Genomic DNA, 16,288 nt, shown 5'->3' with positions numbered 1-16,288 from the left:
TCGAGAAGATGCAGGTGTTCTGGCCCTGGTCTTCCTTCAGGATGTCGGCCTGCACGGTGCCGCGCACGTTCATCAGGACCCAGTCCTTGATCTTGGCCGCTTCGTCGTCGGTCGGCTGGCGGCCGTTGTCCGCGACGAACTTGTCGATCTGCTGGTCGATGGCGGTATTCATGAACATCGCCAGGATGGTCGGGGCTGGTCCGTTGATGGTCATCGAGACCGAGGTCGACGGGCTGCACAAATCAAAACCGTCGTACAGCACCTTCATGTCGTCCAGGGTCGCGATCGACACGCCCGAGTTGCCGACCTTGCCGTAGATGTCGGGACGCAGGGCCGGGTCGGCGCCGTACAGGGTCACCGAGTCGAACGCGGTCGACAGGCGTTTCGCGTCCATGCCAGTTGAAACTAACTTGAACCGGCGGTTGGTGCGGAAGGCATCGCCTTCGCCCGCGAACATGCGGGTCGGGTCTTCGCCTTCACGCTTGAAGGCGAATACGCCGGCGGTGTAGGGGAAGGAGCCCGGCACGTTTTCCAGCATCAGGAAGCGCAGGACCTCGCCGTGGTCCTCGAATTTCGGCAGCGCGACCTTGCGGATCGGGTTGCCCGACAGGGTCTTTTGCACCAGGCGGGTGCGGATTTCCTTGTCGCGGATTTTGACGACGTAGTCGTCGCCCGCGTAGGCGGCCTGCATGTCCGGCCACATCGCCAGCAGTTTTTTGGCGCCGCCTTCCATGGCGTTCTCACGCTCGGTGATCAGGTCGTCGAGCACCACCTCACGGTTGGCGGCGGCCAGCATGCGCTTGGTCTCGCTCAGTTGCTGGCGCTCTCGCGCGAGCTGCACTTGTTTGCGCACGTTGCGGTGGTAGCCGCGCACCGTGTCGGCGATTTCGGCCAGGTAGCGTGCGCGTGCCGGCGGCACGATCACGTTCTTCCCGCTCGAGTACTTCTGGCTCGGCGGCGCCAGCTTGCTTGCTTCCACCTTCAGGCCCAGCTCCGCCAGCTTCGGCAGCAGGCCGTGGTAGAGGGCGGTGACGCCGTCGTCGTTGAAGCGCGAAGCCTGGGTGCCGTAGACCGGCATCTCGTCCGGCTGGCGGCTCCACAGTTCGCGGTTGCGCTGGTACTGCTTGGCGACGTCGCGCAGCGCGTCCTGGGCGCCCTTGCGGTCGAATTTGTTGATCGCGATGAAGTCGGCGAAGTCGAGCATGTCGATCTTCTCGAGCTGCGAGGCGGCGCCGAATTCCGGGGTCATCACGTACATCGAGGTGTCGACGTGGGGCACGATGGCGGCGTCGCCCTGGCCGATGCCCGAGGTCTCGACGATCACGAGGTCGAAGCCGGCCACCTTGCAGGCCGCGATCACGTCGGGCAGGGCCTGCGAGATCTCGGAACCGGCTTCGCGCGTGGCGAGCGAGCGCATGAACACGCGGGCCTGGCCATTCCACGGATTGATCGCATTCATACGGATGCGGTCGCCCAGCAGGGCGCCGCCCGACTTGCGGCGCGAAGGGTCGATCGAGATCACGGCGATGTTCAGGCGGTCGCCCTGGTCGAGGCGGATGCGGCGGATCAGTTCATCGGTCAGCGAAGACTTGCCCGCGCCGCCGGTACCGGTGATGCCCAGTACCGGGGTCTTGACGCTGTCGGCGGCGTCCACGATCTGCTTGCGCAGGTTCGCGTCGGCCTTGCCGTTTTCCAGCGCGGTGATCAGCTGGGCCAGCGGACGATGGCGCGCCGCGATCTCGCCTTGCTGCAGGGCCTCGATCGAGGTCGGTGCGTAGGAAGACAGATCGACGTCGCAGGCTTCCAGCATCGAGCGGATCATGCCGACGAGGCCCATGCGCTGGCCGTCTTCCGGGCTGAAGATGCGGGTGACGCCGTAGGCGTGCAGGTCCTCGATCTCGCTCGGGACGATCACGCCGCCGCCGCCGCCGAACACCTTGATGTGGGCGCCGCCGCGCTGGCGCAGCAGGTCGATCATGTACTTGAAGTATTCGACGTGGCCGCCCTGGTAGCTCGAGATGGCGATGCCTTGCACGTCTTCGGCCAGGGCCGCGGTGACGACTTCGTCGACCGAGCGGTTGTGGCCGAGGTGGATCACTTCGGCGCCGTTCGACTGCAGGATGCGGCGCATGATGTTGATCGAGGCGTCATGGCCGTCGAACAGGGAAGCGGCGGTGACGAAGCGCACCTTGTTGAACAGCCGGGAATCGTCGATCTGGTTGATGATGGAGAGGTCGGTCACAAGCAACTCACGTGAGAAGGGGAGGTTGGTACTGCATCGGCAAGGGGACAGGGTCCCCTTGCCGCCTGGCGTCAGGCGCAAACCGGTTCGGAAAGGTCCTGTGCCGGCGCGGCCTTGGACGCGCCTTTGGGCACCAGCAGTGCGCACAGGGCCGGGATCATCACCACTGCGCCAAACATATTCCACAGGAACATGAACGCCAGCAGCAAGCCCATGTCCGCCTGGAACTTAATGTCCGAGAAAATCCAGGTGGCGACGCCAAGCGCAAGCATGACACCCGTCAGCGCCACTGCGACGCCTGTCGTTTTCAGGGTTTCGAAGTAAGCCTCGCGCAAGGCCAGGCCGCGCTGGAAGTAATATTCCATCTTGTTATAGATATAGATCCCGTAATCGACTCCGATGCCGATGCCCAGGGCGATCACCGGCAGCGTCGCGACTTTCACCCCCAGTCCGAGCGTTGCCATGATGCCTTCGCACAGTACCGAGGTAATGTAAAGGGGCAGCATGATGCACAGGGTGACGCGCAGCGACTTGAACTCCCACCACACCAGCAGCGCGACGATGCCGTAAACCAGCGCCAGCATCAGCGGCTCGGACTGTTTGATGACCATGTTGGTCGCGGCATCGATGCCGGCATTGCCTGCCGCCAGCGTGAACTTGATCTTGTCGTCGTTATGCTCTGCGGCGAACTTTTCCGCCGCATTGACGACGGCTGTCAGGGTCTCGGCCTTGTGGTCTTTCAGGAAGATCAGTACCGGCACCATCGAGCATTCGCTGTTGTACAGCTCGGTAGGCAGCATGCGGTGCGCGGCATTCGCACTGTAGCGGTTGCGCGTGACCGACTGCCAGCGCATGTCGCCGCCATTCTGTCCCGCCAGCACCCGCTTCATCGAGGTGAACAGCGACGAGGTCGATTCGACTCCCGGCACGTTCTCCATGTGCCACTGGAACTGGTCGACCGTGGCGGCCACCGGATACGCGCCGCACTCGCCGACTGGAGTGGTGACCATCACCACGAATACGTCAGGGCTGGTCGCATAGTTGGCCGCGACATAGGCATTGTCGAGGTTGTAGCGCGAGTCGACCCGCAGTTCCGGGGCGCCGGGATCGAGGTCGCCGATCTTGAGGTCACGGCTCAGGGTGAATCCGCCGGCGAAGACGATGGCGGAGATGCCGACCGCGATCCAGGCGTTACGTGGTTCGGCCACGCGCGCAAGCCAGTGCGCCCACGCATAGCTGCCCTGCATGCGGCGCTGCTGGTGGCGCAGGCCCGCTGCGCTGACGCCGAGGTAGGACATCAGGATCGGCAACAGGAACATCTTGGTGACGATGATGACGGCCACGCCGACGCTGGCGCTGATGGCCAGTTCGCGGATCACGCCGATGTCGATCACCAGCAGCGTCGAAAAGCCGACCGCATCGCACAGCAGGGCGATCGAGCCTGGAATGAACAGGACCCGCATGCTTGCTTTTGCCGCTTCGATATTCGTGCGCCCGAGCACGCGCTCGGTGGCCATCGTGCTGATGTTCTGGACGGCGTGGCTGACGCCGATGGCGAAGGTCAGGAAGGGCACCAGGATGGAGTAGGGGTCGAGCCCGAAGCCAAGCATCCTGACGATGCCGAGTTGCCAGACCACCGCCAGCGTGCAGCAGAACAGCGTGGCGGCGGTGCTGCGCCAGCATCGCGAATACAGGTACAGCACCAGGGCCGTGAGCGCGAAGGTGAGCGCGAAGAACACCCCGATGGCGCGGGCGCCTTCGATCAGGTCGCCCACGATCTTGGCGAAGCCGATGATGTGGATCTTGATGTTCCCGTGCTGGTACTTGTCGCGCACCAGCTGCTCGAGCCGGTCCGACAGCTTGCCGTAGTCGAGCCGCTCGCCGCTCTCGGGGTCGACTTCCTGCAGCGGGGCCAGCACGATCGCCGACTTGTGGTTGTTCGCCACCAGGGTGCCCATGATGCTCGAGCGCGCCACGTTGGCGCGCACCGCCTCGATCGAGGCTGCCGTGCCGTCGAAGCCCTGGGGGACGATCTGGCCGGCGGTCAGTCCTTCCTCCGTTACTTCGAGCCACTGGACGTTCGGCGTCCACAGGGATTTGAGGGCGCCGCGATCGACGCCTGGAATATAGAACACCTCATCGGTGACCTGCTTGAGCGTATCGAGAAACTGCTTGTCGTAGATGTCGCCGCCCGTGTTCTCGACCACAACCCGGATCACGTTGCCGAGCGGACGCAGTTCGTTTTCGAACTTCAGGTAGTTGGCGATGTAGGGGTGCGAGGAAGGCACCATTTTCTGGAAGCTGGCGTCGGGCCGCAGCTGCGCCGCGTGCCATGCGAACAGTACCGTCAGCAGGAGGAACAGGACCATGGCCGGCATGCGCAGGCGCACGAAGTTCTTTTCCAGGAAAGCCCCGGCATCCCATCGGGATGTCGTACGCGGGTGTGCATCCGCAGCGGCCGATGATTGTTCGTGTTTATTCATAGGTAGCTCGCTCGGTTCAAGGGCTTGCGTGAGGCGGTTGGTCCAGCACGAGGATGCGTGTCCCGCCGGATCCGGCGGCGAGCAGGCGCTTGTCGCCCAGGGGCTGCGGCAGCAGGGCGGCGAGTGGCCGGCCGGCACCCGCCTTGACCAGGGTGAAGCTGGCGCCTCCGTCACGGCTCACCAGCACTTGGCCGTCGCCGGCGGCAAGCGCCAGGCTGCCGTCGGGCGCGACCATGCCGCCGACCAGTGCCTTGTTGACCAGCCTGGGCAGCGCCTTCCAGCTCTTGCCGTCGTCTTCGGAACGCAGCACCGTGCCGCCGAAGCCGAATGCGACGATGGCCTTGCTGCCCGCCGGGGCAAGCACACCATACAGATGGCCGGCGTAGCCGGTATCCAGGGTTTCCCAGCTGGCTCCGCCGTCCCGCGAACGGCGCAGCTTGCCGGCTTCACCGGCGATTACCAGGCTGCCGTCGCCAATCCGGTTGATGCTGTTGTAATGAAAACCTTCCGGATTGTCGATGCGGGCGCCCCAGGTTGCCCAGTTGCGGCCGCCGTCGGCGGTGTGAAACAACTGACCGAATGCGCCCACGGCAAGGCCACGGTCGGCGTCGGCGAACCAGATCCCGAGCAGCGGCAGGGAGGGACCGAAGGCGGCGCTTCCTTCCAGGTCGGCGACGGCGTTGTCCAGGGTGTCGGCGAGCTCGGCCTGCGCCGCCCCGGCCGCCTGTGCCGCGGCGCGGCGTCGCCTCAGATCGTCTAGCATCAGGGCATTGGCCACGTTGCCGTCGAACTGTTTGTGCCAGGTGCGGGCGCCGTCGACCGTGCGCAGGATCACGCCGTCGTGGCCAGCCGCCCAGCCGAGCTGGTCGGAGACGAAATACAGTGAGGTGAGGGTGACCGATACCGGTACCCGGGCTTGCCGCCAGGTGACGCCCTGATCGTGCGAGTAGACGATGATGCCGCGTTCGCCTGCTGCGACGATCGCCTTGCCGGCATTGGCCACTGCCAGCAGTGTGCCCTTAGCGGCGATCGGGGATTGCAGGGCAGGGACCTTCAACAGGTCGATGGCGGCGGTGGCGGGGGCGGGGGCCAGCGCCAGCGCGGCGGTGGCCAGCACGAGCAGCCTGAACAAAGAGGATGTCGACGCGGATGGCTGAATGGGGAGAGGTCGGGCTTGCATTGGATGACTCGCTGTAACGAAAAAGAAAGCAGGCCGCGACCGGGGCCGCGGCCTTGCATGGCGCTTAGTTGCCTTGGCGACGCATCGCTTCAGGCGCGAAGGACTTGAGCGTCATCTTCTCGCCGAAACGCATCGGCTTCTCCTCGTTCATCATGCCGGTGACCAGGTAGCGGCGCGACTGCAGGTCGTAGAGCACCTCGGTGATGGCCCAGGTCATGGGCTGGTCGTAATAGGGCATCAGGTGCGTTTCGCGCACGCGCCATAGTTCCCCACGGCCGTCGTACTGGTCGGCGTGGGCGATCGACCAGCTGTCTTCGTCGATGTAAAACACGCGCTTGGCGTAAATGTGGCGCATGCCCTTTTTGACAGTGGCTTCGACCACCCAGACGCGATGCTTTTCGTAGCGGGGCAGGTCGGCCCGGATGTTGGTCGGCTGGATGATGTCCTTGTACTTCAGGCTCTTGTCGCTCAGCTTGAAGTTGTTGTAAGAGATCAGCATCTCCTTCTTGCCGATCAGCTTCCAGTCGAAACGGTCGGGTGCGCCATTGAAGCCCAGGTGGTCGTCGATGGTGCGCAAGCCATCCGAACCGGTACCGGGCGCATCGTAGGCAAACTGCGGCGCGCGCAGCACGCGCCGGGTCCCGGGGTTGTAGATCCACGCCAGGCGCGGCTCCTTGACCTGGTCTTGCGGCTCGTGCACCAGCACGCCGTCGCCGGCCACGTTGGAGGGGCCGGTCAGCTTGGCCAGGTAATAGTACAGGCGGTTCGGATCGGTCTTGTCGAGCGCCCAGGGCGCGACGAAGGTCTCGTCACGTGTCGTCGGCGTGAACGCACCATTCGACTGGACCGGGAATTCCGCGTTGTAGCGAGTCCACGAACCGCCGAAATAGCGCGCCTGGTGATTCCATTGCACCTCCAGGCCGTTTCTCGGCACCGGGAAGGGGATGGTGCCCTTGCTCATGCCGATCACACCATTGCCGCCGTCTGCCAGCTTGGTTTGCGCGCCTTCGCTGCGGGCGAGGTCATAGATCGACTTCGGATAGGCGGCGGTGCGGCGGCTCTGGTAGACCTGCATCTTGTACGTCGGGTAGCGCTTGAGCATGGCAAGTTGTCCGGGCGCCAGCAGGTCTTTGTACTGGTCGGCGTTGGCGGCGGTCACCGTGTACAACACCTTGTCCGACGCAAACGGATCTGCGTAGCCCTTGCTGCGGTCGAAGCCGGCCGGCGCCGAAGTAAGTCCGCCTTCCCAAGGAGGAATGCTGCCGTCCTTGTTCCCCGCGCGTTCCGCGCCGACCGGCGTGAGGTCCTTGCCCAGCCGCGCGACCTCCTCCGGCGTCAGGTCGGCCATTGCATTGCCGGCGGCGGCGAGGATGATCAGTGCGGCGCGGCGGAATGCCGTCGTAGTGGTTTTCATCGTGTCTCCTGTCTATGTCTTAGAAATTGACGCCGACCACAGCGGACACGAAGTCGCGGTCATGGAAGGTGTCGTACTTCGCCTTGCGGTTGAAGCGGTTGTAGCTCAGGTCGGCGTAGTACTTGCCGAGGTAGTCGAAGCGGGCGCCGAGCCCGAGCATCTTGCGATCCTCGACGAACTGCGAGTCGGCCGAGTAGCCCTTGACGTCGTGCGACCAGAACACCCGTGGTTTGAGGTTGACACCGGCCATGACGTCCGGGTAGCTGCCTTCGAGGTTGATCCGGTATCCCCAGGCACTGGACGTTGCAAAGCCCTCGTTCTCGCAATACGCCGGCGCTGGATTGCCGGCGCCGGCAGCGCCCCCGGCCGTGCAGTTGGTGAGGGTTGAAGTGGTTGCCTGGCCATACACAAATGCGCGGCCGTAGCGCTTGCCCGTGTTGGGGTCGCCGATCCCTGACCAGCGCTGGTAGGCCACCTCCCCGAGCAGGGTCACGGACTCGGCACCCAGCACACGCGGGAAGATCTTCAGGGTCGATACCTGGAACTGGCTCTTGTCCTTTCGTTCATAGCCGGTAAACAGGATGTTGGCGTTACGCGGCGTCGCGGCCAGGAAGCCCAGCGGTCCGACACCGGCGGAAGCGCCGCGCAGCAGGTCCAGTCCGTTCAGCTGCACGGGCAGGTCCTTGGTCTTGCTGGCTTCGCCAAACACCGACCAGCCGCCCAGGCTCGTGGAGAAGCTTAGTCCGAACACCTTGATGTCCTCGCCCGACCAGTCCCAGGCGTATTGCAGGCGGCTGGTGCCGGAGGCAAAGGCCGACGGCGCAGGGCTCGCGTTGAACAGGATGCTGATGACCGGCGAGCGCTGGTGATAGTTCACCGCGTAGGCGCCGAATTCGGTAGCGAGCTCCTGCGAGAAGTAGCGCAGGGCGAGGCCGAACTGGCCGCTGTCCTTGCCATCGATGTCGCCGGCATTGGCGAGGATCGCGGTGCCGTTGGCATTCGTTACCCGGTCGGGCGAATTGGCCAGCGGACCGGCGGGCACGTTGACTCCGCGGTCAGAGCAGTTGTAGACGTCCGAGATCGACCAGTAGGTACCGCAGCCGTCGAGGATGTTTTTCTTCCACCTGAATTGGTAGAAGGCTTCGGCGCTCAGGTTGTCGGTGATGCCGAGGTTGGCCCAGACCTGGGGAATCGGCATCAGGATTTCCTTGACCTGCGAACCGGGACGGCGCGATGCGGACAGGTCGAAGGCGCCGAACTGGTTGATGCCGGAGACAAAGAGGCTTTCTCCCCAGTTCACCACTTGGTTGCCGAGCTTGATGCTGAGCGGGCGATCCTCGCCCAGTTCGGTATTCCAGGATGCGTAGGCATCGAGCAGGGCCACGCCCGAGAACTTGGACAGGCGATCGAAATCGTCGTCATTCAAGGCTGCACCCGGCGTAAAGCGATTCGCCGAACTGCCATGGGGGACGCCGCTGTTGTTCAGTTCGAAATCGTGCCAGGCCTTGGCGCGCAGGAAGACGCCGACATTGTCGCGCTTGAGCGAAACCTCGCCGATCAGTTTCGCGATGGTGGAAAACGTGTCGTGCTTGTCGTAGTTGAGATTGCCGTCGTCATGGCTCGAGCCTCCCGTACCGCCGTTGCCGACCATGATCAGGGCCTTGTCGGCTTCGCGCATGCGCATGCTGGTGCCGAGCGAGGCGTTGAGCGAGGTGCGGACCTCGACGCCATTGGCTGTCACGAACTCGGCCGCCATCCCGGCGCCGGAATGCAGGCCCGCAAGGGCCAGCAGCGAACACATGACCGCCTTGCGCGGCAACGTCGTCGGGTGCTGCGCGACAGGCCGGCTCCGCTCCGGCTCCGGATAGTGCTTTCTCATCTATGTCTCCTCCAATGGATCGTTTGAATTGTGGTGTGGCGAAGCCTCCCGATCCGTGGCGGCCACGCGCGAACGAGTCGCTGCTTTTTTATGCTTCTTTCTGCGAGCGGCAGGGCCGTCGCCCACGCTCCATTACAAACAGACCAGTCTGTCTGCAAATATATGGAGCTCGTATCGTGGTGTCAAGTTGTTTTGGAAAGATTGGCGCGCGCAGGAGCGGGCCGGCGCGGCGGCCGGCCAAGTCGATCGAATGGAGGGAGAACGAAGGGAGGTGGTGGACGTGTCGTCCGGAGGGTCAGGCGGCGTGCTTCTTGTTTTTGGCGGGCTTGCCGCCGCTGTCGAGATAGAGGGCGCGGCCAGCCTCGTAGGCCAGCTGCTTGACACGCTCGAACCGCGGGGTGTCGACCTGCCACAGCATGCGGACAGACAGGCCGCGGATCGTGCTGAAGACCAGCCACAGGATGTCAAGCGCGGCCTCGTGCGAGACGCCGCGCCGCTCCAGTTCGGCCAGCCAGGCATCTTCAACCGCAAGTCGGTTATCACGGGAGATGGCACGCACGCCTTCGCGCAGTTCCGGGTCGCGCTCGGCGGCGGCCAGCAGGTCGAGGCCGATGGCAAAGTCCGGGTGAAGAAAGAAGTTGGCCGCGTCCTCGACCATGGCAGCAACGATGTCGTCGTCCTCGCCGACCTCGGCGAGGCGTCCGGCACTCTCCCGTCCCGCATCCTCGAACATCCTGGCGAACACGGCCAGCACAAGATCCGCCTTGGAATGGAAATGGTGGCTCTGCGCGCCGCGCGACACCCCGGCTTCCTCGGTGACGTCGGCAACTCGCAGGCCGGCAAAGCCGCGGCTGCGCAATAGATTGATGGCCGCGAGGATGATGCGTTCTTTCGTTTCGGCGCTGCGCTCCGCCTGTGAGCGGCGTCCTGTCTGTGTGGCACTCATGTTGGCTGGAGATTTCAAAAAGTTAAGACTTCGGGATGATATTACAACGGCTCCCGCTGCGCCATGGTTCCAGAAGCCTGCCGTCTCGGCGCGGAATGCGCACACCATGTCAGGTGCCAAACAACGCGCAGTAATGCTTGACTCAGGAATTTTGGCCTTGTATATTTCATTTACCGACAGGATGGTCGGTTTGTTAGTTGACCGGGAATTAGCTCTCCTCGGCCAATCCGACAACGGCACAGAATAAAGGAGACAGAGATGGCTGGATCAGATGTGCAAGCGCTTGTCGTCGAGAACGAACAGCAAGGAATGTTTCAGGTCGCGCGGGCGGCGTTTACCTCCGCAGACGTGTTCGAGGCGGAGTACGAGGAGCTGTTCAACAAGTGCTGGCTGTATGTCGGTCATGAATCCGAGGTGAGCAAGAACGGCGATTACGTGCGCCGCACTATTGCGCGGCGCAACCTGATCTTCAATCGCGATTCGGACGGCCGCTTGAACGCGTTTTTCAATACCTGTCCCCACCGCGGTGCCGAGGTGTGCCGTGAGCAAAAGGGCAATGCCAAGCATTTCCAGTGCTTCTATCACGGCTGGATCTTCGCGAATAACGGCAGCCTGAAGAGCCAGCCCGGCGCGGACCGCTACAGCGTGCATTTCAAGGAGCAGCAGCGTGGCAACCTGGTGGCGGTACCCCGCTTTGCCAACTACCGCGGACTGTGCTTCGTCAATTTTTCGCAAACCACCGTGTCGATCGAAGAATACCTGGGAAACGCACGCGAATACCTCGATCTGGTACTCGACCAGGCCGAATCGGGCCTTGTAGCCGTCAATGGCATGCAGGAATACTCCCTGCGCGCAAACTGGAAGCTGCTGGTGGAGAACAGCATCGACGGGTACCACGCAGCGACCACCCACTCGACCTACCTCGACTACCTCGCCAACATCCACGGCAAGGGCATGAACAAGGTCGGGCTCGAAGGCGTCGGCACCAAGCTGGACAATGGGCACGCCGTGATCGAGTACAGCGCACCATGGGGGCGTCCGATCGCGAACTGGGTGCCGGCCTGGGGCGAACAGGGCAAGGTGGAGGTGGATGCGATCCGCGCCCGCCTGGAGGAGCTACATGGGAAAGAAAAGGCGGACCGCATTGCGCTCAAGAACCGCAACCTGCTGATCTTCCCGAATCTCGTCATCAACGACATCATGGCGCTGACCTTCCGCACCTTCTTTCCGACTGCACCGAACAGCCTGCACGTGACCGGCTGGGCGATGGCGCCTCAAACCGAATCGGAGTGGGCGCGCAAGTACCGCCTCGATAACTTTCTTGAATTCCTCGGGCCAGGCGGCTTCGCCACGCCCGACGATGTCGAGGCGCTCGAATCCTGCCAGAGCGGTTACCAGAACGGCATGGAACAGCATGTGCAATGGAACGACATGTCGAAAGGGATGGGCATGGAAGCGGGCTATTCTGACGAAATCCAGATGCGCAGCTTCTGGTCGGAATGGGGCCGCCGCATTCAGCCGGCAATCGACCGGAAAGGAGCGCGCAAATGAACCTGCCGACCCGCAGCGCTGTCGAGGACCTGCTGTTCCTGGAGGCCGACCTGCTCGACCAGTGGAAACTCAATGACTGGCTGGCCCTGTACGCGACCGACGCGCGCTACGAAGTACCGTCGACCGACCTGGCCAAGGATGCCGATCCGGACAATAGCCTGTTCTACATCGCGGACGATCGCACACGTCTGGAGCAGCGCGTGATCCGCTTGAACAAAAAGAGCATGTGGTCCGAATCGCCGCGCTCCCGGACGCGCCACCTCGTGAGCAACGTCCGGGTGCTGGGCGCCGAGGGGGATGACATCCTGGTCAGCGCCGCCTTTGCCGTCTACCGCACCAAGTGGGGAAATACCGACCTGTTCGTCGGCGCCTACCACTACCTGCTGTGCCGCGAGGGCGACGCCCTGCGCATCAGAAAAAAACGTTGCCTGCTCGACCTGGACGGCCTGCGGCCGCAAGGACGGGTCAGCATCCTGCTGTAAGCCGCACGGCCCGCTGCGCGGGCCGCATGCGCATGCTCCCACTACGAAGGAAAGCACCGTGACACTACCATTCCGTTATGAAAAGCTGGGCTATGCCGCCCTTAACGTCACCAGCCTTGAGCGGTCGGTCCCGTTCTATCGGGACCTGATGGGCCTGGAAGTCGTGACGATGGATGAGCGCATGGCATTCCTGCGTTGCGGCCAGGACCATCACAGCCTGATCCTGTACCAGGCCCCGTCAGCTGGGATCAAGCGAGTCGCCTACAAAATGGCGACCAAGGCCGACCTCGAGCGCGCTTTCGCGCACCTGGCCGAGAGCGGCATGGCGCCTCAGTGGATCGATCCAGCCGAAAGCACTGCGCTCGGCATCGGCCCCGCTTTCCGTGTTCGCGAGCCGAATTCGGGCCTGATGCTCGAGTTCTATGACCGCATGATCCAGATGGCCGTGCCGTTCAACCCCACGGTGACCAAGATCGCTCGCATTGGCCATGTCGTGCTCGGCGCCCGCAAGTATGCGGAGTCGGTGCGTACGCTGAGCGAGGTGTTCAACTTCACGGTATCGGATTTCGTCGAAAACAAGTTTTCCTGGATGCGCTGCTTCCCGAATCCGCTGCACCACGCACTGGCTGTCGGCAAGAGCGAGCGCGATCACCTCCACCATGTCAACTTCATGGTGTCGGACATCGACGATATCGGCGCCGCCATCAACCGCATGAAAAAGGCCGGAGTGCAGATCGTGTTCGGACCAGGTCGTCATCTGCCTTCCACCAGCATTTTCCTGTATTTCCTGGATCCGGATGGCATGACGATGGAGTTCAGCTTCGGAATGGAGGAGATCCACGAAGAGAATCCTCGCGAACCGCGCATGCTCGAAATGCATTCGCGGACGATGGACATCTGGGGCAGCACGCCGCATGAGCAGTTCGGCAAATTCGGTGCGATCGAGGGCGGCCATGACTGAGCGGATCCCGTCAACAGAGCGCCTGGCGGGCCAGGTGGCGGTCGTGACCGGCGCCGCCCATGGCATCGGTCTGGCGATTTCGCTGCAGCTGGCGGCCCAGGGCGCGCAGGTCGTCATGGCCGACCTGCTCGGCGACACGCTGGAAGGGGCAGCCACCGAGGTACGCGCGGCGCATGGCGGCCAGGTACGCACGTTCTCTGGCGACCTGTCGCGCGAGGACGTGGTCGAAGCGCTGCTTGCCCGCGTGCGGGCCGAGTTCGGTGCCGCCGGCATCCTGATCAACAACGCCGGTGGCGGCGTCATTCGTCCTTTCCTCGAGCATACGCCGGAAACGCTGCGCGCCACGCTCGACCGCAACCTGTGGACCACGCTCTGGTGCTGCCGCGCCTTCCTGCCCGACATGCTCCATGCCGGCTACGGCCGCATCATCAACATCGGTGCCGATTCCGTGCGCAACGGCCTGTGGCAACACGCCGCCTACAACGCCGCCAAGGGCGGTGTGCACGGTCTGACCACGGGCCTGGCGCGCGAGTTCGCCGGCGCCGGTATCACGGTCAACACGGTCGCGCCGTGCGCGGTTAACACAGCGGCGCTGGACCGTGCGCGTGAAGCCGCCCCGGCCTTCGCCGCCCAGGTGGTCGAGGTGATCCCGATGGGACGCCCGGCTGAAGTCGACGAGGTGGCGGCGATGACGGTCTTTCTGGCAGGCAGGGAGGCGTCCTACGTGACCGGGCAAGTCATCAGCGTCAACGGCGGGAGCACCATGCTGTGAGCAAGCCGCCCGCAGACGCCGTCCGGCCGGCGCGCCGGACCCAGACCGAACGCAGCACCGACACCCAGGAACGCATCCTGGCAGCGGCCACGGAAGTCATGCGCAAGCACGGGTATGCAGGACTGCGGGTGGCGGACGTGACGGCGGCAGCAGGCGTCTCGCGCGGTGCGCAGACCCATCACTTCCCGTCGAAAGTGGAACTGGTGCAGGCAATCTTCGCGCGCATTTTCCAGCAGGCCAGCCATGCCAGCCTGGCGCGTGCGTCGGCTGTGGCGCGCGGCGACGATGTCATCGCCGCCCTGATCGAGGATGCCTCTGCCTTCTTCCTGGGGCAGGATTTCACGCTCGGGCTGGACATGCTGGCCGCCGCCGGACGCGATCCGGAATTGCGTGAGGCGGTGCAGGACAGCGCGCGCCTGAACCGGTTCGCGGTGGAAGGAATGTGGACGCAGGTACTCGAAAGCCACGGCCTGTCGCGGGCCGACGCCGACGACGTGCTGTGGCTGGCGTTCAGCGCGATCCGCGGCCTGTCGGTACGGCTGCTGTGGGACCGCGACCCCGAGCGTTTCGAACGGGTCAAAACGCTTGCCTACGACGCCGCACGCAGGCTGTACGACAGCAAGCGGGCAGTGGCGTAGTGAACCCGGGCCGGCATCTGCTGCGGGCTGGCCAACACCAATCATCAAAAGGAAAAAGAGACATGAGCTTATGGAACGATATGCTGGGGACGGAAATCCGCTATGTGCAAACCCGCTCGTTCGGACGGATCCGGATTGCCGAGGCGGGCGACAGGAACGCGCCGGCCATCCTGTTTCAACACGGTATCAATGGGCATCTGGAAGCCTATGCCAAGAACCTGATTCCCTTGTCCGCGGAGTTCCACGTCATCGCCTTCGACTATGTCGGCCATGGCCTGTCCGACAAGCCGGTGCTCGAGTATTCGCCGCTTCTGCTGGTCGAGCAACTGGCCGAGCTGATGGACGCGCTGGATCTCGAGCGCGCCCATCTGTCGGGCGAATCGCTGGGCGGATGGGTGTCGGGACTGTTCGCAGCCAAGTATCCGCACCGGGTCGGCAAGCTGATGCTCAACACCGCCGCCGGGCTGCCGGTGGTGTCCGAAAAGGGCAGGGCCGACTTGCAGAACCTGATGGCCCTGAACGCGCGCAACGTCAACAACGTACCGACGCCGGAATCGGTGCGTGCCCGCCTGCATTGGCTGATGCATGAAAACAACCGCCACCTGGTTGACGATGAACTGCTCAATTTGCGCCTGGGCATCTACCTGCGCCCTGAGACGCGCGTGGTCGCGCCGATCATCAACGCCATCATCGGCCGCCATGACGACTACCTGATTCCCCTCGAACAGATCGCCTGTCCGACCATGTTCCTGTGGACCCTCGACAACCCGATCCACGATCTCGAAACCGCACGTGCGTCGCAGGCGCGCATTCCCGGCAGCGAGTTGTATGTGATGAAAGGCGATTCGGCGCACTGGCCGCAGTACGAGGCGCCGGAGGAGTTCAACACGGTCGCCGCCCGCTTCTTCCGCGCCGCCTGAGTAGAAAAGGAAAAATCCCATGACGATGACAGAAGAAAAAATTCGCCAATATGGCGACGAGCTGTACGAAGCCTTGCTTGCACGGCGCAGCGTCGGACCCCTGAGCAGCCGCGAGTCCGAGATCAGCATCGCCGATGCGTACCGCATCCAGCAGCGCATGGTCCAGCGCCGTACCGACTTGGGCGAACGCATCGTCGGCAAGAAGATCGGCGTCACGAGTGTGGCCGTCATGAACATGCTCGGCGTCGATCAACCGGACTTCGGCTACATGCTCGACGGGATGATCCACGGCGACGGTGCGGCCATCGAGGCGGCCAGCCTGATCGCCCCCAAGGCTGAGGGAGAGATCGCCTTCGTGCTGAAAAAGGACCTGATGGGTCCGGGCGTGAGCGCGGCCGACGTGCTGGCCGCCACCGAAGGGGTGATGGCCTGCTTCGAGATCGTCGATTCGCGCATTACCGACTGGAAGATCAAGATCGCCGACACCGTCGCCGACAATGCCTCCTGCGGCGTGTTCGTGCTGGGCGACCGCATGGTCGACCCGCGCGCGCTCGACCTGCGGACCTGCGGCATGGTCCTCGAAAAGAACGGCGAGGTGGTCGTCACCGGCGCCGGTGCCGCCACCATGGGCTCGCCCGTCAACGCCATCGTGTGGCTGGCCAATACCCTGGGCCGGCTCGGGATCGGCCTGAAAGCCGGTGAAGTGATCCTGTCCGGTGCGCTCGGCGCGATGGTGCCGGTCAAGGCCGGCGACAACCTGCGGGTGGCGATCGGCGGCATCGGCGGGTGCGCCGTCCGCTTCTACTAAACCAAGGAAACT

13 protein-coding genes are annotated in these 16,288 nt (G+C 63.8%); 7 read left to right on the top strand and 6 right to left on the bottom strand.

The annotated features are described in order from the left end of the window. The 6 genes from GV068_RS24750 to GV068_RS24725 all read right to left on the bottom strand — a co-directional run. Window positions 1–2,242, bottom strand: a 2,242-nt coding sequence (locus tag GV068_RS24750) for a methylmalonyl-CoA mutase family protein (protein ID WP_159704369.1), incomplete at its 3' end; no start/stop codon positions are given. Between the two features lie 71 nt (window positions 2,243–2,313). Beyond that, entirely contained in the window at window positions 2,314–4,725 is a 2,412-nt protein-coding gene (locus GV068_RS24745; RefSeq protein WP_159704366.1) for an RND family transporter, read from the bottom strand. A gap of 16 nt (window positions 4,726–4,741) precedes the next feature. Next, a complete protein-coding gene (locus GV068_RS24740) occupies window positions 4,742–5,857 on the bottom strand; it encodes a YCF48-related protein (protein ID WP_159704363.1) in 1,116 nt (371 codons plus the stop codon). A gap of 112 nt (window positions 5,858–5,969) precedes the next feature. Beyond that, window positions 5,970–7,319 carry a DUF1329 domain-containing protein gene (locus GV068_RS24735; protein ID WP_159704360.1) on the bottom strand — a complete coding sequence of 450 codons (1,350 nt, stop codon included), beginning with the start codon at window positions 7,317–7,319 and terminating at the stop codon, window positions 5,970–5,972. A 19-nt stretch (window positions 7,320–7,338) separates the two neighbouring features. After that, window positions 7,339–9,198: a DUF1302 domain-containing protein gene (locus GV068_RS24730; RefSeq protein WP_159704357.1), complete on the bottom strand. Its 1,860-nt coding sequence runs from the start codon at window positions 9,196–9,198 to the stop codon at window positions 7,339–7,341. Window positions 9,199–9,493: 295 nt separating this feature from the next. Further along, window positions 9,494–10,144 (bottom strand): TetR/AcrR family transcriptional regulator, encoded by a 651-nt coding sequence (locus GV068_RS24725; RefSeq protein WP_159704354.1) that lies wholly within the window; start codon window positions 10,142–10,144, stop codon window positions 9,494–9,496. A 258-nt stretch (window positions 10,145–10,402) separates the two neighbouring features. Here GV068_RS24725 and GV068_RS24720 point away from each other — a divergent pair, with 258 nt between their 5' ends. From GV068_RS24720 to dmpE, 7 genes are all read left to right on the top strand, one after another. Then, window positions 10,403–11,695, top strand: coding sequence for a Rieske 2Fe-2S domain-containing protein (locus GV068_RS24720; protein WP_159704351.1), 1,293 nt, complete (start codon window positions 10,403–10,405; stop codon window positions 11,693–11,695). Beyond that, window positions 11,692–12,177, top strand: coding sequence for an aromatic-ring-hydroxylating dioxygenase subunit beta (locus tag GV068_RS24715; RefSeq protein WP_159704348.1), 486 nt, complete (start codon window positions 11,692–11,694; stop codon window positions 12,175–12,177). Before GV068_RS24720 ends, GV068_RS24715 begins: the two co-directional genes overlap by 4 nt. Before the next feature lie 58 nt (window positions 12,178–12,235). Further along, complete coding sequence (locus tag GV068_RS24710) at window positions 12,236–13,138, top strand: VOC family protein (RefSeq protein ID WP_201303351.1); 903 nt, start codon at window positions 12,236–12,238, stop codon at window positions 13,136–13,138. Further along, the gene (locus tag GV068_RS24705; RefSeq protein WP_201303350.1) at window positions 13,131–13,910 is read left to right on the top strand and encodes an SDR family oxidoreductase; all 780 of its coding nucleotides are present in this window, start codon (window positions 13,131–13,133) and stop codon (window positions 13,908–13,910) included. The genes GV068_RS24710 and GV068_RS24705 overlap by 8 nt, the downstream gene beginning before the upstream one ends. Continuing rightward, a complete protein-coding gene (locus GV068_RS24700; RefSeq protein ID WP_201303349.1) occupies window positions 13,907–14,548 on the top strand; it encodes a TetR/AcrR family transcriptional regulator in 642 nt (213 codons plus the stop codon). The genes GV068_RS24705 and GV068_RS24700 overlap by 4 nt, the downstream gene beginning before the upstream one ends. Before the next feature lie 62 nt (window positions 14,549–14,610). Further along, the gene (locus GV068_RS24695; RefSeq protein WP_159704345.1) at window positions 14,611–15,468 is read left to right on the top strand and encodes an alpha/beta fold hydrolase; all 858 of its coding nucleotides are present in this window, start codon (window positions 14,611–14,613) and stop codon (window positions 15,466–15,468) included. A 25-nt stretch (window positions 15,469–15,493) separates the two neighbouring features. Further along, window positions 15,494–16,276, top strand: a complete 783-nt coding sequence (gene dmpE / locus GV068_RS24690) for a 2-oxopent-4-enoate hydratase (RefSeq protein ID WP_159705534.1) — start codon at window positions 15,494–15,496, stop codon at window positions 16,274–16,276. Window positions 16,277–16,288: the final 12 nt, after the last annotated feature.

It is taken from the genome of Massilia sp. 9I, from assembly GCF_902506415.1.
GTDB lineage: Bacteria > Pseudomonadota > Gammaproteobacteria > Burkholderiales > Burkholderiaceae_D > Telluria.
This window is presented reverse-complemented; position numbering and strand designations above follow the sequence as displayed.

Bases quoted from the DNA above. Each gene is read 5' to 3' on its own strand.
- GV068_RS24745 (WP_159704366.1), bottom strand. From the start codon at position 4,725: ATGAATAAACACGAACAATCATCGGCCGCTGCGGATGCACACCCGCGT.
- GV068_RS24735 (WP_159704360.1), bottom strand. From the start codon at position 7,319: ATGAAAACCACTACGACGGCATTCCGCCGCGCCGCACTGATCATCCTC.
- GV068_RS24730 (WP_159704357.1), bottom strand. From the start codon at position 9,198: ATGAGAAAGCACTATCCGGAGCCGGAGCGGAGCCGGCCTGTCGCGCAG.
- GV068_RS24725 (WP_159704354.1), bottom strand. From the start codon at position 10,144: ATGAGTGCCACACAGACAGGACGCCGCTCACAGGCGGAGCGCAGCGCC.
- GV068_RS24720 (WP_159704351.1), top strand. From the start codon at position 10,403: ATGGCTGGATCAGATGTGCAAGCGCTTGTCGTCGAGAACGAACAGCAA.
- GV068_RS24715 (WP_159704348.1), top strand. From the start codon at position 11,692: ATGAACCTGCCGACCCGCAGCGCTGTCGAGGACCTGCTGTTCCTGGAG.
- GV068_RS24705 (WP_201303350.1), top strand. From the start codon at position 13,131: ATGACTGAGCGGATCCCGTCAACAGAGCGCCTGGCGGGCCAGGTGGCG.
- GV068_RS24695 (WP_159704345.1), top strand. From the start codon at position 14,611: ATGAGCTTATGGAACGATATGCTGGGGACGGAAATCCGCTATGTGCAA.
- dmpE (WP_159705534.1), top strand. From the start codon at position 15,494: ATGACAGAAGAAAAAATTCGCCAATATGGCGACGAGCTGTACGAAGCC.